The 24,192-nt window shown below is 47.4% G+C and carries 17 protein-coding genes and 1 riboswitch; of the genes, 6 read left to right on the top strand and 11 right to left on the bottom strand.

The genetic code is table 11. From position 1 onward, the window contains the following. Window positions 1–284 precede the first annotated feature (284 nt). Window positions 285–4,031: a type VI-A CRISPR-associated RNA-guided ribonuclease Cas13a gene (gene cas13a / locus WJT86_RS04470; protein WP_346336322.1), complete on the bottom strand. Its 3,747-nt coding sequence runs from the start codon at window positions 4,029–4,031 to the stop codon at window positions 285–287. Between the two features lie 504 nt (window positions 4,032–4,535). After that, window positions 4,536–5,324: an enoyl-ACP reductase FabI gene (gene fabI / locus WJT86_RS04465; RefSeq protein ID WP_346336321.1), complete on the bottom strand. Its 789-nt coding sequence runs from the start codon at window positions 5,322–5,324 to the stop codon at window positions 4,536–4,538. Window positions 5,325–5,496: 172 nt separating this feature from the next. Here fabI and WJT86_RS04460 point away from each other — a divergent pair, with 172 nt between their 5' ends. Together WJT86_RS04460 and WJT86_RS04455 are read left to right on the top strand one after the other, a co-directional pair. Further along, window positions 5,497–5,988 (top strand): MarR family winged helix-turn-helix transcriptional regulator, encoded by a 492-nt coding sequence (locus WJT86_RS04460; protein ID WP_346336320.1) that lies wholly within the window; start codon window positions 5,497–5,499, stop codon window positions 5,986–5,988. 22 nt (window positions 5,989–6,010) lie between these two features. After that, window positions 6,011–6,349 carry a DUF6616 family protein gene (locus tag WJT86_RS04455; protein WP_346336319.1) on the top strand — a complete coding sequence of 113 codons (339 nt, stop codon included), beginning with the start codon at window positions 6,011–6,013 and terminating at the stop codon, window positions 6,347–6,349. 2 nt (window positions 6,350–6,351) lie between these two features. Here WJT86_RS04455 and WJT86_RS04450 read toward each other — a convergent pair whose 3' ends face one another. Next, entirely contained in the window at window positions 6,352–6,843 is a 492-nt protein-coding gene (locus tag WJT86_RS04450) for a GNAT family N-acetyltransferase (protein WP_346336318.1), read from the bottom strand. Window positions 6,844–7,008: 165 nt separating this feature from the next. On the opposite strand from WJT86_RS04450, the gene WJT86_RS04445 reads away from it, so the two are divergent. Beyond that, a complete protein-coding gene (locus WJT86_RS04445) occupies window positions 7,009–8,793 on the top strand; it encodes a chloride channel protein (protein ID WP_346336317.1) in 1,785 nt (594 codons plus the stop codon). A gap of 36 nt (window positions 8,794–8,829) precedes the next feature. On the opposite strand, the gene nrdF is transcribed toward WJT86_RS04445, so the two are convergent. The 8 genes from nrdF to WJT86_RS04405 all read right to left on the bottom strand — a co-directional run bounded on the left by nrdF (window position 8,830) and on the right by WJT86_RS04405 (window position 21,989). Then, entirely contained in the window at window positions 8,830–9,807 is a 978-nt protein-coding gene (gene nrdF, locus WJT86_RS04440) for a class 1b ribonucleoside-diphosphate reductase subunit beta (RefSeq protein WP_346336316.1), read from the bottom strand. A 25-nt stretch (window positions 9,808–9,832) separates the two neighbouring features. Further along, window positions 9,833–11,989, bottom strand: coding sequence for a class 1b ribonucleoside-diphosphate reductase subunit alpha (gene nrdE / locus WJT86_RS04435; protein WP_346336315.1), 2,157 nt, complete (start codon window positions 11,987–11,989; stop codon window positions 9,833–9,835). Continuing rightward, window positions 11,977–12,375, bottom strand: a complete 399-nt coding sequence (gene nrdI, locus WJT86_RS04430; protein ID WP_346336314.1) for a class Ib ribonucleoside-diphosphate reductase assembly flavoprotein NrdI — start codon at window positions 12,373–12,375, stop codon at window positions 11,977–11,979. The genes nrdE and nrdI overlap by 13 nt, the downstream gene beginning before the upstream one ends. 10 nt (window positions 12,376–12,385) lie before the next feature. Continuing rightward, window positions 12,386–12,607, bottom strand: coding sequence for a glutaredoxin-like protein NrdH (gene nrdH, locus WJT86_RS04425; RefSeq protein WP_346337047.1), 222 nt, complete (start codon window positions 12,605–12,607; stop codon window positions 12,386–12,388). 243 nt (window positions 12,608–12,850) lie between these two features. After that, window positions 12,851–13,054: riboswitch (cobalamin riboswitch) on the bottom strand. A gap of 104 nt (window positions 13,055–13,158) precedes the next feature. After that, window positions 13,159–13,965, bottom strand: a complete 807-nt coding sequence (locus WJT86_RS04420) for a response regulator (protein WP_346336313.1) — start codon at window positions 13,963–13,965, stop codon at window positions 13,159–13,161. A 273-nt stretch (window positions 13,966–14,238) separates the two neighbouring features. Next, window positions 14,239–15,555, bottom strand: a complete 1,317-nt coding sequence (locus tag WJT86_RS04415; RefSeq protein ID WP_407066908.1) for a solute carrier family 23 protein — start codon at window positions 15,553–15,555, stop codon at window positions 14,239–14,241. 216 nt (window positions 15,556–15,771) lie between these two features. Further along, window positions 15,772–20,109 carry a translocation/assembly module TamB domain-containing protein gene (locus WJT86_RS04410; RefSeq protein WP_346336311.1) on the bottom strand — a complete coding sequence of 1,446 codons (4,338 nt, stop codon included), beginning with the start codon at window positions 20,107–20,109 and terminating at the stop codon, window positions 15,772–15,774. After that, window positions 20,109–21,989 carry an autotransporter assembly complex protein TamA gene (locus WJT86_RS04405; protein ID WP_407066926.1) on the bottom strand — a complete coding sequence of 627 codons (1,881 nt, stop codon included), beginning with the start codon at window positions 21,987–21,989 and terminating at the stop codon, window positions 20,109–20,111. Before WJT86_RS04405 ends, WJT86_RS04410 begins: the two co-directional genes overlap by 1 nt. 486 nt (window positions 21,990–22,475) lie before the next feature. Here WJT86_RS04405 and WJT86_RS04400 point away from each other — a divergent pair, with 486 nt between their 5' ends. The 3 genes from WJT86_RS04400 to WJT86_RS04390 all read left to right on the top strand — a co-directional run. Next, entirely contained in the window at window positions 22,476–22,781 is a 306-nt protein-coding gene (locus tag WJT86_RS04400; RefSeq protein WP_346336309.1) for a hypothetical protein, read from the top strand. A gap of 207 nt (window positions 22,782–22,988) precedes the next feature. Then, entirely contained in the window at window positions 22,989–23,744 is a 756-nt protein-coding gene (locus WJT86_RS04395) for a hypothetical protein (RefSeq protein ID WP_346336308.1), read from the top strand. A gap of 135 nt (window positions 23,745–23,879) precedes the next feature. Further along, a partial coding sequence (locus WJT86_RS04390) for an autotransporter outer membrane beta-barrel domain-containing protein (RefSeq protein WP_346336307.1) occupies window positions 23,880–24,192 on the top strand: 313 nt, incomplete at its 3' end.

Here is a 24,192-nt window from a genome sequence, read left to right as displayed (position 1 = left end):
TGGGTGCTTACCTCAACTTCACCTTGTCGCATAACCGATCAAACCGTGGTTTGGTCACCCCTCATTTGGGTGCTTACCTCAACGGGCGTGATGCAAGGCCATTTAGGCTTGATGGTTTGGTCACCCCTCATTTGGGTGCTTACCTCAACGCTAATACTCCTTTAGAACAGGTTAATAATGGTTTGGTCACCCCTCATTTGGGTGCTTACCTCAACCGACCCTCTATTAACCCATTCTGATTAAAAAGAAAACACCCGATTCAACTTCAGAAAAAATGAGATTTTTCATACCTCCACAGCAGGTTTTTGAGCATTTTTTTTGAATCCGTTCACCTTATTATACGGCTTCACACGCGGCAATCTGATATTATTGATATCACTATCCAGAATACTTGATTTCATTTCTGCCCTCCCGCCAAAAGCGCAGGCAATCATATTGATAAAACTGTCTCCATGCAGATTTTCGCTAAGGTGTAACGCGTGATTTACCGTTTCCTTCTTTGTGCTGCTATTCTGCTTTTCCAAATGCCTTATCTGCACGGCAGAAACCTTTGCATCTGTGAGAGCGCCATCGGCAGCCACCTTCCACTCAATCTCTAAATTTTCACGACGCAGAAGTTTAATGATTGAATGGGCAACCGCATTTTTAAGCTTGCGATCATAAAACATCAGTCGACGGGCGTTCTGCACACAGAGTGTCAGGTTCAGCTGATTAATAGCGGCAGGTTGAAGCATATTAAAATGTGCAAAATCATTCCGTGCATTCTTTGAGTTTGTATCCCAAGAATCTCCAAAATAAAGCGCCAGTCTTTGGTGAATACTTTTTTCTTTTTGAGACTCCATATTTTCCAACGCTTTGATAATTTGGCCGTTTCTTAGAGCTTTCTTTCCATCCTTTTTAAACAAACTATATACCGAAACACCATCCTCATACGCCAGCGCAACCATGACAAAGTAAAGATCGCGCTCCCACAAACCAGAGAAATCAACAAGCCTGCCAAGAACTTTCAATACAAGCCTGTGCGCACGAATATGCTCACTCAAGGTGACCTGAGCAGAGAGATTACGATGAGCAATAATAGCATGCAGGGCTTTGGCATAATCCACCCTTTGCTCTTCAGAAAACTGGCTTCCGCTCTTGACCCACGTGTCGTGTAGCTTCTCACGTTGCTCACTCAACGAGATAACCTGCTTCTGTCGTGTTTCATCGAGGAATGTATCTACCGCATCCGTTTTTATTTTCGCATTGCCTGACAGATGCAGCAGCAAGCCCAAGTCACCATAACGGATAATTTCCCGCAAGCCCCTCTTCGGTGCCAGTAGTTTTGCCTCAACATCAGCATGGGTAAATATCCGGCTGAAGTCTGAGTCCAGCACATATAACCCTGCGTACTTTTTCGCATTCTCAAGGCTAATACCACCTTCAGATTTTGCATCATGCATTGCAAGATAAAGCTCAAGCACATTGGCTATTTCAATGGCATCACTTGCAGGCTCGGAGATATGCCCATCATTGGCCTTATTAACCAGCACCTGCCATTTTCGTATCTGGTGTAAAAGCTGCCCGGCCTCGTCAACGGGCACAAGGTGTAGCACAAAATATAGAATAGCCTGCCATAGGGAGGCAGCTCCTGATGCTGACGGAGGTGCTATTTCCGGCAGCTCAGTTAATGGTCGTTCCGGTTTTTCATCACGGTTTGACAGGGCAAGAATAAAACCAAACGCCTGCTCTTTAATATATCGCTGGAAAGCCTGAAGAACGATATCCTGTTTCAATTTCTCCAGATAGTTTGCCTGTTTTCTGGCATTAGCACCATCGCTTTCATAGCCCTTCTGCACACCAATATCTGATGCGGTTTCCCGGGAAAGCGTAGCGAAAAAATCTTCAATCGTATCATTCACTCCTAAACCCGGCAGGCGAGAGGCACGTGCTTCGATGGGGTTAAGGGCGTGGGCTTGTTTATTCGCGGCCCGTGCATCATGTGTGCTGCGTTCAACAGCTTTGGTGATCAACTCATTGATGATATCTCTATCAAGCTTTTGAAACCAGCAGCGAAATGGACGCTCATATAAAAGTTTCAGCGCATGAAACTGGCATTTTCTCCATGGCTGGGTAAGGTCATTGGCATTTGGCTTTTCTGGAAGTGTAACAGATCCTTTTCCGCACCATGCATTACTGTAACGGGACAGAATTGCGCTAAACCGAGGCAGTGGAATAGATAATTCCGGATGCTCTTCGGCATCACGCCAACTGGCAAGCTCTGCCGCAAATTTGTTAAGCTGCTTTCCGTTAAAGAAGAAGTGCATGTCCGCAGCTTCCATAAGCTGGCGGGTACGTGCATGGTAGGCGGCATTATCCTGTTGCCACAGCGTCAGAACAGCCTGTTTCACCCGTGACGTTTCAAGCGTTATCTTTTCCTTTTTCTCATTCTTGCAAATTATTTTTTCGAGCTCTCTCAGGCTTTGTGTAAAACTCTTCAAATCCCTGAAATGGAAAACAGTATTCCGAAGCCCGGCAACAGCCTGCAATGCAAAGCTCAGAACGCAGCGCTCAAATTCAGACCTATGTTCATCTAAGAAAAGACCAGCCTGCACCCCAAACAGAGCCTGAAGCTTTTGCCTGAAGTTTGCTGACTGAAAATGGCTCAGGGCCTGTGCCTGCTGGTTACTTCCTAGAATATCCCTTGTTACCTTCCTTTCAGGATCTGCCCAATCGGTCAGGGTACGGCTTGCCAGTGTTATTGTATGGCGCCAGATACGGATGAAAGCTTCACTCCGCTTGATGCGTGCCTGCCCCTGACTTGTCCACCAGCCTGCATCCCTCTCAAGTACATCAGGGCTAATCTCCGTATCCCCTAGAGCGAGAGCAGTATAGTGAACCACGCGCCCCAATCTGACCAGGCTGTTCAGATCACGGTTACGGCTACGCCCACCCACACGCCGCAACAGGCTGTCCATATCCTGCGGCAAAACCGTAGCAATCCAGTGAAGTTCATTTTTCTTCACGGCATCGGCATTGCCTCCACGCGGATAGTGTTTTTTTAGCAGGCGGCTGTAATAATCCCGTATTGCCATATGTAGAAGCAGCAGCTCTTCAGATTGAGCTCTGGCCTCTGCAATGCTGCATGAGCCAAAGAGCTCGGCATACTTGCGACGCAAGATGATAGCCGCAACCTGCATGTTCAAACGGCGCGGGGCATCCAGAGCTTTATCAGAAGTGCCATTCACAATTTCCTGTGCGAGTATGACAATCTCTTGTGCAACATCCATACTACTCGCACCAAGATAGTCAGCTTTTAACTGATTTCTACGCTGCTCATCTGCCAGAGTATTACCAATGTCATTATGAACCCTGTCTGCCTGCTTCAGGTAATTGCTTTCAATGCTTTTTGCACGCGCTTCAATACGCCCCTGTTTACGGGTCGTGTAACTCCCCTTGTTGCAGATACGCATTTCTGCTTCGTATAAATGCCGATAAATACGGAGGGCGACAGCGGAATAATTTACCTGAGAATCCTGTTGCCGATTATGCGGGCCCGCTCTTCCAACTGGCTTTTCATACTGACCAACAAAAACATGGTGCCATCGTCCCTTATAACCGGCAATAGGCTTCCCACGGAAACCCTGTTGTTTTTTCTTTGCAGGAAATGGTTTTTTATAGGGTGAGATTTTCCAATCCCACAGTGCTTTCATTTGGGTTTGCTCTCCTCGCTCACGAAAGCACTTCAAAACTGATTTTTGATGCATCAGCTCCCAGCAGGCATCTCCCAAAGCCAGTCGATCATCATATTGTTTTTGTGATGGAATTTTGCCAATCGCGGGTTTACGGAAAACCGTATCAATAACCGATATCCATTGCGCAATAACCAGCTCATCATGATTAAGCGCAAACCTGTAAACCTCAACCTCTTCCGGCTGGTTTCCGGCATTACTGTCACGCTTGCGCTGATGGAGATAACGTTTGAGCGGGCCAGTCCTGGCATGGCCTGCAACGTGAGTATCAGAGTTTCCATAAGGCTTGATTATGCGCATTCACTCTCTCCAGACAGCGAAGAGAATGCTAGCAATTTTTCCTCACGACGCAACCATGTTTATCGCCATTCCGAACAGATCAACACCGTAAAGTTCTGCCAACCCGACGCATCAAGATGCCAAAAACTCATTTGGGTGCTCACCTCAACCCAATGAACTCGACCCGCGTTTAGAGGCTGGTTTGGTCACCCCTCATTTGGGTGCTCGCCTCAACCAGATCGGCCAGCTCTTTTTCAAGCTTTTGGGTTTGGTCACCCCTCATTTGGGTGCTCGCCTCAACAGTTGAGTTTTGGTGCAGTATCTCAGTGGAGGTTTGGTCACCCCTCATTTGGGTGCTCGCCTCAACCGACCCTCTATTAACCCATTACGGTTAAAAAGAAAACACCCGTTTCAACTTTAGAAAAAATGATTTTGATAGGTGGTTTTTCGTACTGATCTCACCATTTTTCTAATCCTTGCTCTCATTGCAAGAGCAAGGACAACAGCATCGGATATGGCTGGGCATCAGCCCATCATATTGTAACCACCATCGATGTAGATTAGCTCACCGTTTACGGAACGGGCGAGGTCTGTCATCAGGAAGGCTGACATGGCGCCGACTTCTTCGATGGTTGTCAGGTTATGTGTTGGCGTACGGGCGATGACCTTTTCGATCAGTTCATCGAACTTGCCAATACCACTTGCGGCACGGGTCTTGAGTGGGCCGGGTGAAATGGTATTGACGCGAATGCTCTTTGGGCCGAGCTCGGCGGCAAGGTAACGGACGACACTTTCAAGGGCAGCCTTAACCGGGCCCATCATGTTGTAGTTATCGACGACCTTTTCAGAGCCAAGATAACTGACAGTCTGAATAGCACCGCCATCTTTCATCAGAGGCTCTGCCATTTTTGCCATACGAATGACCGAGTGACAGGAAACATCCATTGCCAGCAGGAAGCCATCGCGGGAGCTGTCAACAACACGGCCATGCAGATCATCCATTGGGGCAAAAGCAATGGCATGCAGAAGGAAGTCGAGCTTACCCCACTTTTTTTCAACTTCTGCGAATACAGCTTCCATTTCACCCGGACGTGTCACGTCTGCCTGACATATGATGGATGCATCAATCTGCTCGGCCAGAGGGCGCACAAAACGCTCAGCCTTCTCGTTCAGGTAAGTTACAGCAAGCTCCGCACCGAGTGCTTTATAGGCTTTAGCACATCCCCATGCGATGGATTGTTCGTTGGCAATACCGACGATCAATCCCTTTTTTCCTTTTAAACTAGGGATTAGCGAAACATTCTGATCTGACATTTCAAAGCTTCCTTGAGTTTAGCAAATGGCAACAAAACAGCCATTTGACTACTTTAGTACTATCTCAAACAATCACTGAAGTTAAGGTGAGAAAGCGGCAAATACGTATTCCCAGCACAAAACCCACAGGATATTGACATTTAGTTAGGCACCATATTATATGGCGCCTATTATGAATATAGAACAGAAACATAAAGCGCTGCTTGAAGCACTGCCATTATCTGAAGAGGCAGATAATATTCGGCTTTGTTTCGAGGTTCTCTCTCTGGCATCGGCAATTGACAGAGATTGCGCCACACGTTTGAGCAAATATGATCTTTCTGAAGGACGCTTCATTGTGCTCTTCCTTCTCCAAAAATCTAAAAATGGCCTTCAGCCTTTTGAAATAGCGGAGCAGGCAGGCGTAACAAGAGCAACAGTCACAGGCTTACTCGATGGCCTTGAGAAAATGTCTCTGATTACACGCACTCATGCCGGCCATGACAGACGCATGGTGACTATTCACCTCACACCTGAGGGATGGATGCTGGCAAACCGTCTGTTTGATGAACACACAAGCTGGATTTCAAATCTGCTCAGTAGTTTTGACGAAGAGGAAAAAGCCCTTCTCAGCCAGTTGCTTCATCGTATCTGGCTGAAAACGGATAGCGGCAAAACAGTCTGACACACAAATCCAAGAGGAAATCATGTCTTATTACTTAAGTGAGCTCTATAGCCCCAAACCAGCCTGGCTTGCCCTGTCAGCTCAGCAACGCCAGCAGTTCTTTGCAACTATTGGCGCAGGTATGCAGCAGCTTGCAGATTTTGGTATAGAGCCAATTGCCTTTGGTGAAGTAGCATCGAATAAACTTCATCCCGCACCGCAGCAATTCTATGCTTTCTGGAAATTTCCCAATGAAGAAGCTGCTGACAGTTTGCTTGCGGGCATCGCCGCAACTGGTTGGCATGATTACTTTGATACTATCAATGCCGCAGGTGCCTCATCTGACATGAGCGCTCACCTGCAACAGCTGGCATCACTTTAAAATTAGCGATGCACCATATAACGCGCGGCATCATCATAACTGAGAAGCTTTTCTTTAAGCTTCTCAGAACTAACATCTTCAAAACCCATATGCTGCCAAAAGCCTTGCGATCCATTGACGGCAACCAGTGAGACTGTGGGCAGATCAGCAGCCTGCCCTATGCTGAATAAATGGCGAATAATAGGTGACGTCTGTCCGCGGGATCGCGCCTGAGGCATCAGGGCGATATCATGCAAATACCAAGTTTGCGGAGATGCTGGCAACTTTCCCAGCAAAGTATTCAGCGGTGGAATATCTGAATCAAGCCATGGATGGCTGAACATATAACCACAAGCCTCGCCCTCGAGTTCAAGAATAAAGCATCCCTCCGGGGCCAGCTCCAGACGCTCGGCGAATATTGCATCATCCTCAGGAAAATCAGGGTGAACGATAGCTGCAATACGGCTGACATCCTGCATGTCACTGTTACGCATTAACCGCCAACTACCCGGCATTTTCCGCTCCTTTTAGCGCCTGAATTCAACGAATGCATAATATGTAAAACGTATACATATGTCACGCGATAGGCTTATCGTACTATTGTTAACCTATCAGTTGTACTAAGCCTGCCATAATACAACGAAGTTAAACTGAGTTCGCCACGATAGCTGATCGAAAATATGCCACGCCTTGATAATAAAATTGTGCGCTTTCTAGCCAAGTCGCGGGCGTCATACCGGACGATCTTACGCGAAAGTCGACTGCTGCTGATATTTGCGGCTGGGATTGCGGGCTTTCTTGGCGGCAGCATTGCGTCACTGATGGGCGCAATCACTCAGTATTTACATGAGATACTCTTAGGCGTCGAACATAATACGCGCCTCAGTTCAGCAACAGAACTGGATATCAAACGCACCTTCCTTGTCCTTATATTAGGAGGCCTGCTGGTTGGTATCAGTACGGCCCTGTGGCGCTGGTGGCGCAAAACGGGCGACATCGTTGACCCTGTCGAAGCCAATGCCCTCCACGGAGGGCGCATGTCTTTCAGAGACAGCCTCTTTGTTATGTTCCAGAGCATTATGTCAGATGGTGTTGGTGCATCTGTCGGGCTTGAAGGTGGTTTCTCACAGGCTGGTGGGGCACTCGGTTCAAAGATCGGCATATTTCTTCACCGCCGTCGAAATGACATACGCATGCTGGTTGGTGCAGGAGCAGCGGGTGCCATAGCAGGAGCCTTTGATTCAACATTTGCAGGGGCCGCATATGGCTTCGAGTTGATCATCGGCAGCTATACCGTTGCAACCCTTGCTCCGATCACGACCGCTGCCATATGCGGTGTTTTTGCAGCAAGCCTTCTGGCAGGTCACGGCTATCGTTTCCCTATTGAGTCATTGCCTTCCATTCAGTCTTCAAATCTGTTCTGGATTATTTTTCTTGGTGTCTTGTCTGCCCTGCTCGCTGTTCTCCTCATGCGTGGCGTTACGCGCATTGAATCATTCTTCCGCTCCAGCAACTTTCCCATCTGGTCGCGGCCAATGCTGGGTGGTCTGGTTGTGGCAACATTTGCGCTCGTCAGTCCCAATATTCTGGCATCCGGCCATGGTGGTATGGAAATCATTCTGAGCACCCCACCTGCCCTGACCATTATTCTGGCTGTTTTGCTTCTTAAAATTATTGCCTGCGCGGTTTCAATCGGCGCGGGTTTTCGTGGTGGCCTGTTTTCCGCATCACTGTTTTTAGGTGTCTTAGCAGGCGCCGCCTTTACACAGATCGGAACCTGGGCAGGCGTTTTGTCTGATGCTGATTTCGGCCTCTATACCCTTATTGGAATGGCAAGCTTTGCTGCTGCTGTGGTTGGTGCACCCATGACAATGGTTGCTCTGGCTGTTGGTATGAGCGGCCAGATGAGTGCACTTGTCCCGTCAATGATAGGTGTGATTGCAGCGATGCTGACAGTGCGCCGTATCTTCGGTTACTCCTTCGCAACATGGCGTTTTCATTTACGTGGTGAAGCGATACTCGGTGGGCAGGATATTGGCTGGCTCTATAAAACATCAGCACAGGAACTCATGCGTCGTGGCCCGCCAGTTGCGCGCAGTGATCAAACGATTGCCGAATTCTGCGAGCAGTTTCCGCTAGCCTCTGCCCGTTATGTTATCGGGATTGATCAGGAACAGGCCTTCTCTGGAATTATTGACGTTGCTCTGGCCCATGCCCGTTCAAGAGAGGAAGGCGGCGCAGAACAATATGTCAGTGATATTTTGACAAATGCCAGCGCCTATATTGGAGCGCATGAATCTTTAAGCCGCGTCATGCCAAAATTTGAACGCCTCACAACCGAAATACTGGTTGTGGTGGACACTGAAGAACACCGTCGCGTGCTCGGGATAATCTCGGAAGAATACGCTTTGAAAATGTACCAGCAACAGCTGGAAGAACGGCAGAAGGAAATCTTTGCCGGTTAAGAGTGGCATAACGAGTATGCCACTCTCTTATATCACTTAGAAATCCCAGTCTTCATCCTCTGTCGCCAGAGCAGTGCCGATTACATAGGATGAACCAGAACCTGAGAAGAAGTCATGGTTCTCATCGGCATTTGGTGACAATGCAGACAGGATAGCCGGGTTCACATTGGTGACACTGGCCGGGAACAATGCTTCAAATCCCAAGTTCATCAGAGCCTTGTTTGCATTGTAGTGAAGAAACTTTTTAACGTCTTCACTCAAGCCCACACCATCATAAAGCTCCTCGGTATATTTTGCCTCGACATCATAAAGCTCAAGAAGAAGATCAAAGGTAAATTCCTTTAATTCTTCCTGTTCTTTTGCTCCGAGCTTTTCCAAGGCACGCTGGAATTTGTAGCCAATGTAATAACCGTGCACTGCTTCATCACGGATGATGAGGCGAATAAGATCTGCCGTATTGGTCAGTTTGGCTCGGCTTGACCAGTACATGGGCAGATAGAAGCCCGAGTAGAACAGGAAGCTTTCAAGAAACACACTGGCAATTTTGCGCTTTAACGGATCCTTGCCACGATAGTGCTCAAGAATAAGCTCTGCCTTCTTTTGCAGGTGCGCATTCTCTTCACTCCAGCGATAGGCATCATCAACATCCGGTGTCAGGCACAATGTTGAAAAGATTGATGAGTAAGAACGCGCATGAACGGCTTCCATGAAGCTGATGTTTGAGAGCACCGCCTCTTCATGTGGTGTCACTGCATCTTCCATCAGGCTGACAGCCCCAACTGTATTCTGGATGGTATCGAGCAATGTCAGACCAGTGAACACACGAATTGTCAGTTGCTGTTCTTCCGCGGTCAATGTTCCCCATGACGGAATATCATTTGAAAGCGGTACTTTTTCCGGAAGCCAGAAGTTGCCGGTCAACCGGTTCCAAACTTCCAGATCTTTATCATCAATAATCCGGTTCCAGTTAATGGCACTGATTGTTGATACCGTTTTCTTTACAGGTGTTTTCATTTTCTTATCCTGAATTTCATAAACATTACAGACTGCAGGAGACGCAGCCCTGTACTTCGGTGCCTTCCAGTGCCATCTGGCGCAGGCGGATGTAGTAGATTGTCTTGATGCCCTTTTTCCATGCATAGATCTGGGCACGGTTCACATCACGGGTTGTAGCCGTATCACGGAAGAACAATGTCAAAGACAGCCCTTGATCGACGTGTTGGGTCGCAGCGGCATAGGTATCAATGATCTTTTCCGGACCAATCTCATAAGCATCCTGATAATACTCAAGATTGTCGTTCGTCATGAAGGGCGCAGGGTAATAGACACGCCCGATCTTACCTTCTTTCCGTATCTCAATTTTGGAGACAATCGGATGAATGGATGATGTGGCATGATTGATGTAGGAGATTGAGCCAGTTGGCGGAACAGCCTGCAGATAACGGTTATAAAGACCATATTTTACAACATCATCTTTAAGTTTACGCCAATCTTCCTGCGTTGGAATTGCTATTCCAGAATTCACGAAAAGCTCACGAACACGCTCCGTTGATGGTTCCCAAACCTGTTCCGTATATTTGTCGAAGAACTCACCAGAGGCATATTTTGATTTCTCAAAATCCTTGAACGTCTGACCACGCTCACGAGCAATCAGGTTTGAAGCCCGAATGGCGTGGTAAGCAACCGTATAGAAGTAGATATTGGTAAAATCGATACCTTCCTCAGAGCCATAGAATATCCGCTCCCGAGCAAGATATCCGTGCAGGTTCATCTGCCCAAGACCAATGGCATGAGATTCATCATTGCCTTTTTCAATGGAAGGAACCGAGCTGATATGGCTCATATCAGATACAGCTGTCAGCGCCCGGATTGAGGTCTCAACCGTTAAGCCAAAATCAGATGAATCCATGGCCTTGGCTATGTTCAACGATCCCAGATTACACGAGATATCACTTCCCATATCCTGATAGGAAAGATCAGCATTATAGGTTGAGGCCTCATTGACCTGAAGAATTTCCGAGCAGAGATTACTCATTGTAACGCGCCCCTCAATCGGGTTGGAGCGGTTCACCGTGTCTTCAAACATGATGTAAGGGTAGCCGGATTCAAACTGGATTTCGGCCAGAACCTGAAAGAACTCACGGGCCTTGATTTTCTTCTTCCGTATATGCGGATCATCCGCCATCTCACGATATTTCTCACTGATCGAAATCTCAGAGAAAGGCACGCCATATACCCGCTCTACGTCATACGGCGAGAACAGATACATATCCTCATTGTTCTTGGCGAGTTCAAACGTGATATCCGGAACGACGACACCAAGGGACAACGTTTTGATACGTATCTTCTCATCAGCATTTTCACGCTTTGTATCGAGAAAACGCATAATATCCGGGTGATGCGCATGCAGGTAAACAGCTCCGGCTCCCTGACGCGCACCAAGCTGGTTTGCATATGAGAAAGCATCTTCCAGCAGCTTCATAATGGGGAGGACACCTGAAGACTGGTTTTCGATCTGCTTGATCGGTGCCCCTGCTTCGCGAATATTTGTCAGCATGAATGCAACACCACCGCCACGCTTGGAAAGCTGTAGAGCGGAGTTGATTGACCGGCCGATGGATTCCATGTTGTCTTCAATACGAAGCAGGAAGCATGAAACCAGTTCACCTCTTTGTTTCTTGCCGGCATTGAGGAACGTTGGCGTTGCAGGCTGAAAACGCCCGGAGATCACCTCATTCATGATAGAGCGTGCAAGTCCCTCATTTCCCTGAGCCAAGGCCAGAGCAACCATACAAACCCGATCTTCATAACGTTCAAGATAACGCTTTCCGTCAAAGGTTTTCAGCGTGTAACTGGTGTAATATTTGAAAGCGCCCAGGAATGTCGGAAAACGGAACTTACGTTCATAAGCTTCTTCAAACAGGCTTTTTACAAAGTTGAAAGAATACTGGTCGAGAACTTCAGCTTCATAATATCCCTTCTCAACCAGATAACCGATCTTCTCTTTCAGATTATGAAAGAAAACGGTATTCTGATTAACATGCTGCAGAAAAAACTGCCGCGCTGCCAGAACATCCTTATCAAACTGAATGCTGCCATCCTCACCATAGAGATTAAGCATGGCATTGAGCGCATGATAATCATAGGCGCTATCTTCCGCATCCTGCTGCGGCTTTTCTAATTCTATTGTAGCCAAAATCTTTCCAATCCTGATCTGACATTTACGACGTCTTCGGCAGTACCCAGAAGCTCAAATCTATAGAGAAGCGGCACCTTACATTTGGCCGCGACAACATCTCCCGCAACTGCGTAGTACTTCCCAAAATTAGTATTTCCCGATGAAATGACCCCACGGATCAGGCTCCGGTTTTCCGTATTATTCAGAAAACGGATAACCTGCTTGTGAACAGCCCCTTCCCCATCTCCACCCGCATATGTCGGGGCAAAAAGAACATAGGGTTCAGAGGCTTTGAGCATGGGCTCATCAGGGCTTACAGGGATACGCTGTGCAGGCAGACCCAGTCGCTCGACAAAACGCTCGGTATTTCGCGTTGAAGAAGAAAAATAGACAATAAGACCCATCACAGCCCCCTCAAGCGAGAGCCCCAATCCGGTCTGGCTGGAAACCAGCCCAATGATCCTGTCCGGCAACAACAACCGGGACCTGCATATATCCAAGCTGGCGCACATAGGCATAGGCATCTGCATCTTCAGAAATGTCTACGACCTGATAATTGATCCCTTTACGTTCAACAGCACGGATTGTTGCAGTGCACTGTACGCATGCAGGCTTTGAATAGATTGTAATCGTCACTTTAGTATTCCCGGAAGGGAATGAAGGCATGAAGACACGACTACCCGTTTCGACAGCTAATGAAGGTGTCGACTGAGATTAATATTACCAGACCGCCTTGAAGCAGCCTTTCAGATCAGCTCAGAAAAGATAGAAATGATACATGCATACGACTTCACCCCGAAGTTAAAGAAAGGCGAAAATTCGGGGAGCGTTCAAAGGTGATCAACACCTGAATGAACAGCGCACCGGACACCCCGCCCGTGGACAGTTTCATTCAAGGCAGGTCTCCTGACTTACGGGTCTTTGCTATCATCCGGCCTTCCCGGTTTCCCAGTGGCTTAAGCGGATAACAACTCTCCGTTCACAGTTGCGGGGGCAGTTATGGCATTATCTGCAAGCAGATGCACCATATTCCCTCTTAGCTCCCGATTTCGAATCGAAAGAACCTCGAACACAAAATATAGTATATCGACCCACAAAAACGTCAATAGGTAGACATCAATACAAACAGACAAATAAAAAAGCCGTCAGAAAATCCGACGGCTTTGAGCATGAAATGTCTTTTAAATTCAGGCAGTAGCAGACTTCTTCTGTCTGGCTGCCTGCTGGAAGAACAGAGCCTGACTGATAACAGCAGACACATTAACCGGCTGGAATGGCTTGGCAATCAGGAAGGCTGGCTCAGGGCGCTCACCTGTCAGGAAGCGCTCTGGATAAGCTGTAATGAATATAACAGGAACCGAAAAAGTCTTCAGCATATCATTGACAGCATCTAGGCCAGAAGAACCATCGGCAAGCTGGATATCTGCAAGAATAAGCCCAGGGCGCTTTTGATCAACAATCTTCAGGGCCTCTGTTCTGGTACGTGCAACGCCGATAACGCTGTGTCCGAGACTTTCAACCAGATGCTCAAGATCCATGGCAATAACGGATTCATCTTCAATAATCAGAATCTCGGTTGCCATATCAGCTGCAAGCTCGCGCCCCGCCTCATCAACCAGCTGGCGTACTTCCTGCTTGCTGAGAGCAAGGATGGTTGCAATATCCTGCTCCATAAAACCTTCAAGGCATGACAACAGAAAAGCCTGTCGTGGAAGTGGCGTGATCTGTGCAATGCGTGCTTCAGCAGGAATACCACGCTCTGCAAGTTCACTATGGCCATTAACAGCCAGAGAATTCCAGATGCGTGTGAAAACCTGAAACAGCTCTACTTTCACCTGCGCGGTATCATTCTCATGAATGATGCGTGGTTCATTGACCAGAGCTTCAAGCGTCGCCGCAACATAGGCATCGCCTGCCGTCTGGTTGCCGGTCAGGGCTCTGGCATAACGCCGGAGGTATGGCAACTGTTGGACAACCAAATCTGCCGTTGACATGCGTACGTCTCCTCAAGTGAACCCTTTTATAGGCTCTTAAACAGAGTTTACTACCAAAACTTAAATCAGCAGCATCTACTATAGGTTATTATTGTCACGGTATGCGCCGTAACCGCAAGTACAATAGTAGTTTTTTCGCCAACCTTTATCAGACAGTGTTAATAAAAAAGCCTGCCCCACACAAGGAGCAGGCTTTTCAGATATTAGCGTGCGTCACCGGCTAAAGCCTAAAAGCCACACACGATTTACTGAATATCATTTAAAAACAATACCTTATAAAATCGGCTCTTCCTTTTTATTCTGGAAGCCATTCAAGATATGATAAAGGATGATTGCACCAAAAGTTGCAGTACCAATTCCTTCCAGCTCAAACCCGAAAACATCAAGTTTAAAGTTACCTGCACCAAGAATGAGCGTAACGGCTGCTGTAATCAGGTTGCGTGGGTTCGCAAAACTCACGTTATTTTCAACCCATATACGTCCGGCTGTTGCTGCAATCAGACCGAATACAACAATTGCCAAACCACCTAAGACCGGCCCCGGGATTGTCTGAATAACCGCACCAAATTTTGGCGAGAACCCAAGAATAAGGGCAAAGAAAGCAGCAATAACGAAGATGAGTGTTGAGTAGATGCGCGTAACGGCCATAACGCCCATATTCTCGGCATAAGTCGTTACACCCGTACCGCCAAATGAGCCCGAAATAATGGTTGCAATACCATCACCAATAAATGCACGTCCCAGATACGAGTCATAGCTGCGTCCGGTCATCGCTCCAATCGCTTTGATGTGTCCAAGATTTTCAGCCACAAGAATAATTGCGACAGGTGCAATCAGTGAAACCGACTTCCATGAAAACTCGGGTGTGGTGAAGGCTGGAAGTCCAAACCAGGGTGCTGCTTGCACACCAGTAAAATCAATTGCAGGGCCATAGCCACCAACATTGGTCAGGAGATAATAAAACAGATACCCGAAAGCCCCCCCGAGAAGAATTGGAATCCGGCGAAGCGAGCCCGGCGCATACACCGTGATTAAGCCGATGGCCAAAACGGTTGCCAGAGCAATCCAGCGTGAGAAAGCATCTCCACCCGGGTTAGCCGCAGAAATCCCGGAAGCACTCTGTACGGCAAGCGGAGCGAGAACAAGACCAATCGCAGCAACAATTGAGCCGGTCACGATGGGTGGCATAACCTTTTCAACCCAGCGATGGCCAACAATCTGCACAATAAAGCCGATGATTGCGTAAACAACACCGGCTGCAATAATGCCACCAAGGGCCAGAGGAATATTAACCTCCGGACCAGACCCCGCCGCCGCGGCTACTGGCCCAATGAAAGCAAAGCTTGAGCCCAGATAACTTGGAACCTTACCCTTGACGATCACAAAGAAAATCAGTGTTGCAATACCAGAGAACAGTATCGCGACATTCGGATTGAACCCCATAATGATAGGAGCCAGGACAGTGGAGCCAAACATGGCAACCACATGCTGCAAGCCAACTACTAAAGACTGTCCAAGGGGCAATCTCTCATCAGGCATGATTGCGCCTTCGGTCTTCAGGGTCCAGCGCGGCCAGAAACCGTTACTCATAGTCACCTCGCAATGTTTGAGAAAAACAAAAAATCGGATGAACTTAATTTCATATTAACCATATTACTATTGCAAAATGAAATTACTAACCGATTTTAAAATTAACGTGATTTATCAAAATATTATTTGCAGATCATATACATTTAAACTTAGTAAAAATAGATCAGCGCACAAAAAAAGCGGCGATAAACACGCCGCTTTCAGTTCTATTGAGAATCAATATTCCCACTCAGCACCGACACCAACCGATGTATCCCCGGATGCACCGACCTCGCCCTGGAACTTCAGGCGCTTAGTAATATCAACATTGATGGTTGCAGCATTATCTTCTGGCTTAGCACCAGCACGAACACCAACACTGATGCGGTCGTTGATATAGCGGGACGCCCCAACTGCTGGGCCACCGCTACTCCCTGCCGTAATATCAAGACTGTCCAGCCCCAGAGCCTTACGGGTTTCATCAAAGACATCCGGGCCTCCGGCTCCTGAAAGCTGAGCAATAGCCTGTGCAAGCTGGAGTGCCTGAAAGGGTGAAAGCGAGCCAGAGGATTTGGCAAAAAGCAAGCGAGATAAGACTTCATCTCTTGGCAGCTCTGGTGTCGAAGAAAGATCAAACTCCGGCTGATTGGCCGGCCCCGTTACAGCAACCTTTGCCGTCACCTCACCAGCCTGTGTCTGAGCAAGAAAATCAAGTTCAGGAGTCAGATCGCCCGAGAATGTCAATTTCCCACGTGTGAAATCAAGTCGCTGGCCAATAATTGTCAGCTTACCACGCCGCATCTCAAAACCACCCAGTGTCTTTGGGTCGCGTGATGTACCACTGATACGTAATTCACCACCCACTTCTGCATCAACACCCTGCCCACGAATAAATATCTGGTTTGGTGCCGAAACCAGCAGGTCGAGACGCGCATCAAAAGGAGCACTCTTCTTTGCCTTCTCACGTGCCTTACGTTCAGCATCCAGACGAGCTTTTACCTTTGGTGGCGGTGCAATATGTTTGGCATTCGGTAACGGCTGAGCCGTTGCTGGAAGGCGGTTTGGAAGCGTTACTTCCATCTTCACAATATCCAGCCGCCCTGTAATCTGTGGCTTCTCCGCCAGCGGGCCGCTCATATCGAGCGCCATATTACTGACAGCGGTCACCAGCTCACTGGATACCAGCTCTGCACGGTTAGCTTTAATTTTGAAGGCTCCAGGGAACCCCTTGGCCGGCGCAACCTCAACACGACCGCTGATATCAATAGAACCATTGTTACGCGTCTGGGCTGTCAAACGCTCAATAACAACGGTATCTCCCTGCCCGGTTATCCGTCCCTGAATATTATTGAGCTTCACACCGTTCAGGTTATCCGTAAAACTGGCACCTGAGAGAACGGCCTGACCGGCAATTGATGGCTTACTGGCCGTGCCAGTAATGGAGGCATCAACATCAACCTTGCCATTCACCTGCTGGCCGGAAGCAGACAGCATTGAATTTGCAGCCGCAGCATTTAGCTGGCCTTTGACCTTGATAGCCATTTTGGCGGCAGGGTCGATAGGTGCCGTTCCGTTAATAGAGAGTTGTCCTGCACGCCCCATGGAAACCAGTGCATCAAAGGCCGTTTCATTACCTTTGAGCTGACCTTTGAGGGTTGTATCAATCGCAGATAGCCCTGCCTGACGAATTTCAGGGGTCATTACACCACTGACCTTCAGGTTATAGTGCCCCTGCGGCTTGGCTATTGGCCCTGTAATCTGCACCTGCCCATCAATCGCACCAGAAAGTTCAAGTGATGGGACAGCTAAACCTGCAATTGAAAGCGGCAACTTTCTGAAATCAATCTTGAGATTACTGGCTTTGTTATTTGCTGTGCCAACCACACCATCAACATCCACCTGTCCGCCGTTACTGGCAATGGTCAGTCCTGCGATACTCAGATTATCGTTCGCAACTGAGATTTTTGCAGGCTTGGCAAGAGTAATCGCTCTGGAGCCTCTTTTGACAGCAAGATTTGCAAGCGTAATATCAATCGCCTCACCCGGTTCTACCTTGGCCTGACTGCTGATATTCAGCCCCTGTGCATTGGCTTGCAGATTAATAATACTCGCACTGGCATCACCCGTCGCCTTGAGCGAAACAGTCTCTACACTTTGACCATTAAGCAACCAGTTATTACCTGTGAGATAACCATTAAGTACCGGCTTCTTGTAAAGATCACTGGCGGAAATATCCGCATCAAGAACTTTGATATTTATACCTGCAGCATCAATTCCACGGCCTTTAGCGATAAAACGTCCACTTTGCTGGCCGTTATCAGCCGTTAGCTCAATATCTGCATTGAACGAACCAGAGAGCTTCGTCAAAGCCAGTGTTGACAGCTCATCAAGATTATCAGCCTGGACTTTAATCTTCCCTTGAGCCAATCCTTTGTCAGCAGAAAGAGCCCCATTAATCAAAGCGCTTCCAAAGCTGAAATTAATATCATCAAGCTTAATTGTATCAGGTGATGGACGTTTCAGGCTCGCATAACCATTCAGCTTACGCGGCCCGATTTCACCACTCATTTTCAGATTGGCATCCAACGCTCCCAGAAGATCAAGCGCATTGGCCTCCAGCATCAATCCACGAACCGGCTGACCCATTGCTAATGCTTTATCTGTCGAGACAACGAGCTTCAGATCAGGGCTTTCACCCTTTCCTGTCAGAGTTCCCTCGGCTTTCAAACTACCCGCAAGGTTACTGTCAACCTTTGCAAGATTGGCGATTGAAAGCTGTAGCTTTGCATCTGCTTTTTCTTCGGAGATCAAACCATTTAAAACGGTCTTCAGATTGGCCGTCTCTAAACGCATATCCCTGACGTCAATATTATGACCAGCGACATGCGTTGTCCCGCGCAGGCTTGCCTGACCGAGCAGCAAACCATCCACTGCCGGAATACCAAAAGATATATCTTTCAGGCTTCCATCTGTTTCAATGGTCATGCCTTTCGCAAATCGACCTGAAATTTTCGTATTAAGCTGGGCCTGCCCGCGCATGGGATTACCCGTTACGCCAGAAAAGGCCGACATGTCGGATGCATTAACTTTGAGCGTTCCATTCGCACCATTCGGTGAAACCCGCCCAAGATAATTGGCATTAACGGTAGGCGTCGTGACATCAAAGACTTTGACGTCAAAAATTCCCTTCTCATTGCGCTCTGCATCAAGGGTCAGTTTCAGCGATGAGCCAGTTGCAGATGCCCATTGCTTCTGTGTCGTTGCAAAGCCATCAAGCCCGATATCAGCCTTAATTGCCCATCGTTCTGCTGCAGCCTCACCAACAGGAGCTGCGGCAACCGTCAGATGACCCTTATCAAGCGTGGCATCAGGTGTTTTCAGACCTGCCATATCAAGCTGCGTCTGAATAACCGGAGCAGTGAGCGCTCCTTTGATCGTCGTATCAAGAGTCAGCCGTTCAAGCTCACCACCCTCAGCTTTGGTTTTTCCATCTGCTCCGACGATAGCACCAGCTGTCAGTTTCAGATCAAGAGTTTTTTCCGGAGAAATACGCCCAGTAAGCTGAAACCTTGCTAAGTCCGAGACAATATCAAACCCGTTGATAGAAACAGATTTATCATCGCCAAAGAAAATACCACCATCAATTTTTGTCGTTCCAGCCACCAGCAGAGATGCAGGCAGGGGCATGAGGGCCTCAATACGGGCCTCTGAGTGGATAGCAAGATTTCTTCCTGCACCTGCTCGCAATAATGTGGCAACACCGGTTGCACCGAGCTTATCTCCTGCAACATAGTTCAAGTCTGCCTTGAAGTTATCGAGCGCACCCTGCCCTTGCAGAGTCAGCTTTACAGGCGGCAATCCCTCCAGGTTCATCAATCGGGCAGCAAGCCCCCCGGCAGGTTCATCATGTCTCAGATCAATTGAAAGGGTCTGTGAATTCGGAACATAGGAAAGAGCTGCGCCAATAACACCAGGCGCATCAAGTCTGCGAATTGCCAGACTCAGTGACAAGCCCTCTGATGGATCACCAAGCTCGGCCAAACCATCCATTGTTAACCGTGCTTCAGTCCCTAAAACCGGTTCGCCTAACGCAGCCTCAGCAAGGCGAAATTTCTTTACGACAACTTTAACGGGTAGCTCAGGGAACCCTGAAGAAGAAGTTGTTTCCTCTTCTTCCTTCACCTCGTGAGAGGCTTCAAGAATAGGTTTACGTAAAACCTCAAGATTACCGATCTCAAGCACGTCAACGCTTAGTTTCCCCGTCAACAGGGTTGAACGGTTCCACCTCAATTCAGCCTGATCAAGATTAAGCCAGACACCATCTTTGTCCGTCATCTTCAAATTGCGCAAGACAATCCGGGATGAAAGCGCACCTTCAACGGAACCAATCTCAACCTTATTGCCATTGCCGGACAATGTTGATGCAATAAGATTACTCAGATAGGTCGAGCCGTCCTTCCCCTGCCATGATGCAAAGATATAGGCACCACCAGCAATGGCCACAACAAGCACGAGCAGGCTGTAGAGTGTAATTTTCAGTTTACGCCTTGGCTTGCGTTTTGGTTGCTGTATCATCAGAAAGCCTGCCCCAGACTTAAATAGAAAACGACAGGCTTATCTCCCTGACGCTTATTCAAAGGAAATGCGACATCGGCACGAATTGGCCCAATGGCCGTGTAATATCGTAAGCCAACACCCGCAGCGTACTGCATGTTCTCGCCAAAATCAGGATAACTATCGGCAAAGGCGGTTCCGAAATCAAAGAACGGTACAACACCAATCGTATCCGTTACTTTGATACGGGCTTCAACAGAGCCTTCCAACAAGCTCTTCCCACCAACTGGATCGCCGTTATCACCCTTCGGGCTCAGCGAGCGATATGAGTATCCGCGAACAGAGCCGCCTCCACCAGCGTAGAACCGCCTATTAGCCGGGATATTCATTAAACCCGAGCCCATAATAGAGCCAATTCCAAGGCGGGCGGCCAGAATATAACGGGCATCTTCATCAAGAGCGTAATACGTAGAGCCTTGTGCCTTAGCGACAACGAAGCCTGAGCTTGATCCCAGGAATGTGGGATACGGAGCAATAGAAGCGCTCAGCTTGATACCCTTGGTTGGATCCAGCGCATTATCCGTACTGTCATAATTGACGGATATGGGTGTTCCAACAAGTGTATAATCAAGGCGACCATAAGCATCACTTGTTTGCCCACGCTCAACCTCAATACCAGCCTGCGCATAAAACTTATCTGAAAATCTATGTTTGATGGCAACAGTACCATTAACCCAGCGACTGGTATAACCATCCGTTGCCTCACGTGCACCTGTAATAGATGCCAAGAGGTCATTACGCGTTCCCCACAAGGCGGGTTTTACAAAACTGACAGAAACCTTCCCGCCAAGACGCGCCCAATCCAGCTCATCCCGCTTAGGAGAGCTTTTTGGCAAGGTCAGGAATGACAGATCGGTATCAATACGCAGCACTTCGCCGCCACCAAACAGGTTGCGGTTTGCCCAATAGGCTTTGACACCCGGGCCATCCGTCGTTGAATATTTGGTTGAAAAACCGATCAGATTAGGTGGACGATCTGCAACTTCGACATCAATTGGCAGATTACCGTTCTCATCAAGCTGCTTGCTCTCCCGAACCCGGACAGAGCCAAGCGCAGAAATATTACTGACCGTTTTCTTGATCTCGCTAACAGCCTGAGGTGAATAGGGATCACCTTCTTCTGTATAGACAAATGACCGTATAACAGCAGGATCAACACTTGATGACCCCTTGATGCTGATAGTTCCCAACCCTGCCTTCGGGCCTGGATCAATGACAAATGTCATATCAACCGCATGCGCGGGATGATCAACAACAGGCTGTCGGCCAACCACCTTTGCAAAGGGGTGCCCAAGACTTCTGAAACGGTCAACAATGCGGGCCTCTGCAGCCAGAATACCAGCTGTCGGTGCGGCATCTCCATTTTTGAGGCTAATGACCTTCTCAGGAAGGATATCTGCCGGAAAAGCCCTGCCTGTCTTTGTGTCTTTTACAACAACATCACGCAGTTTAAACTGCTCTCCCGGTGTCACAACAATACTGACAGGGACAGCTGATCTGTTACGATAATATTCTGCTCGTGCCGCTGCCTGACGGATCGCTCCATCACCTTTGCTAATGTCAACACCGTCGATCAGAACGGTTGCAATGCCATCATAGTACCCAGAGCCCCATAATGTATCGGTCAGAGCGGCTATATCTGCACTGGCACGACGGGCAAGGCCTTCTCCGTCTGGAGGTGCTTCCTTTTTCAGACGGAATATAGAAGAGGTATCACTGATACTCTGTTTCAGGCTCTTGTCATCAGTGCCCTTAATTTCAGGTTTATAGGATATGATCTTGGGACTTGGATCCGGCGGGTTATCGGATGAGCCAAACAGTCCAAAAAAGTCAAAAGCCATCGCCGGTTGAGAAATAACCGGTGACGTACATGCCAAGGCAAAGAGGGAAGCAGCCAAGACTTTCCCGTATTTCTTAACAACTGCCGCCACTAACTCTCTCTTTCTCTCCATTCAATTACTTTGGACTATGTCGGACATGGACTTAATAAGATTTAACACCAGACTTTGAACTGGGAATGGGAACTCTTAATTCAAAGGCCTCTTTTTTTGGCAAATTTTTGTTTAAAATAAGGAGAAACAGCAGGCTTTCATGCCTTATAAACCTGAAACAATCTCCACATAATATAGAGCGCTTTTTAATGTTACGGTTAATAAATTCATAAAAAATGAAACACGAAAAAAAATAAATAGTAAATAAATCATTAAATTATAGGAATTTTTTCCTAAATCATGCATGTTACCCACGGCATTAATCTTTATCCTTATTGATTTGCATATAAAGGGTGTATATTAAAACTGCCATCACATTAATTTATGGGGCTAATTATGCGTCTTGTTCTTATTGCAGGTGTTGCATCTGTATTGCTGGCTGGTTGCCAGTCTGCTTCTGAATCCATGTACAATGCAGAATCAGCATGCCGTCAGGCAGGTCTGAAGACTGGTACAAATGCTTTCCAGCGTTGTGTTGACGCCAACTACAACAATAGCCGCCGTCAGTCTGAGCAAGCAACAAATGCTGCTGTTCTTGCTGGTGCCGCTGGTGTTGTTGGTGGGGCCGTTCTGGGTGCGAACTCACGTCCTTACTACTCACGCCCATACTACTACCGCTGCCGCGGTTGGGGCTGCTACTAATAGCAAGGTTACAAATTACTTTAATATAAGGGGTGCCTAAGGCACCCCTTTTTTATTTGAGAAAATAAAAAAAACAATTTAGACAGGATTAGTCGGGGAACAAATCAAATATACTATTGCTATATTTACATACAACAATCATATTCCCACTCCTAATATGCACAATAAATAGATTTAAATCTATCAAAAGCACATTCAGGGGAAATTATGAACGATCTACAATTCAATATAAATTCAAACCCAGGCCTAAATCCAAAATCAGTTATCGAAAAAACAATAAATATTTTTAAATCCAATCCATTTATATTTGCGGGACTAGCGCTCTCTGTTGCAGTTCTAGGCATTATTATGTCTATATTTTTGCGTCAGTCAGTTTTTGTCTTGATTTTTGCAATTATGTTTATGGCTATCGCCGCAAGTACATATGCTGTTCACGCTTCACTAACAGGCAAAGAAGTAAGTTACAAAGAAGCCTTTGCAGGAATGTCCAATCATTTTGGACAACTGATGGTTACTCTCGTGATATTACTTGTAACTATTATTGTCCTGATAGTGATCATTGCCTTGCCTCTCAACATCATTCGCATACCCGAATCCATTTCCATACCTATTGTCGGTATAGTGGTAATGGGTGTCTTTTCAGTTTTGATGCTTAGCGTACCTGTGATCGTCGTCGAAAAGATCAATGCAATCTCAGCTTTGAAACGTAGCTTTAAACTGACAGAAGGCAACAGACTTTCTGTCTTCATCATCATGTTGCTTGCGGTGATTATCCCGTCATTCATTATTTATCTGATCTCTGCAATTTTAGGTATGATCGGCCTTTACATGCTTGCCATGTTTGTTACCCTTATTCTTTCAATTGTTCCGCAGATATTACTCTGTATCTCAATCTCCATAATCTACTTTGACTTGCGCAAGCTCAAAGAGAATGTGGATCCTGAAAACATTACCTTCAAATAATATGACATAAAAAGGGAGCTAAGCTCCCTTTTTTAATATCCTGGGTATAAAAAAAAGCGTGATCACTATGGATCACGCTTATAAAAAGTTGCCGACCCGTGGGGGCAGAAATAGGTCGGGTTGCATGGATAACGTATGACCAGAAAATTGGTTCCAAAGAAATTCACTTTTTTTGAATCTTTTTTCAAACAGCCAGAATTCCTATCTGATAAGAAGATCGCAAAGCTGCCCAAAACCATTGACGGAACAGTTTCTGGCAAGACACAGGTCAGCCTTCATAACGACGGTGGGCTGGGTGCACAGACGACGGGCGATGGTATTCTGATCGTACAGACCACAAACTCAACTATCGCTGCTGGTGCCGACTTCTGGGCTCCAACGAATTCGGTCAAAGCTGGTCTCTATGCCTATAACGTTGTCAGAGGGACGCAGAGTACCGACAACTGGT

Source organism: Hohaiivirga grylli (genome assembly GCF_039655745.1).
Classification (GTDB): Bacteria; Pseudomonadota; Alphaproteobacteria; order Rhizobiales; family Beijerinckiaceae; genus Hohaiivirga; species Hohaiivirga grylli.
The sequence above is the reverse complement of the archived record's forward strand: the minus strand, read 5'-3'. Positions and strand labels throughout refer to the sequence as shown.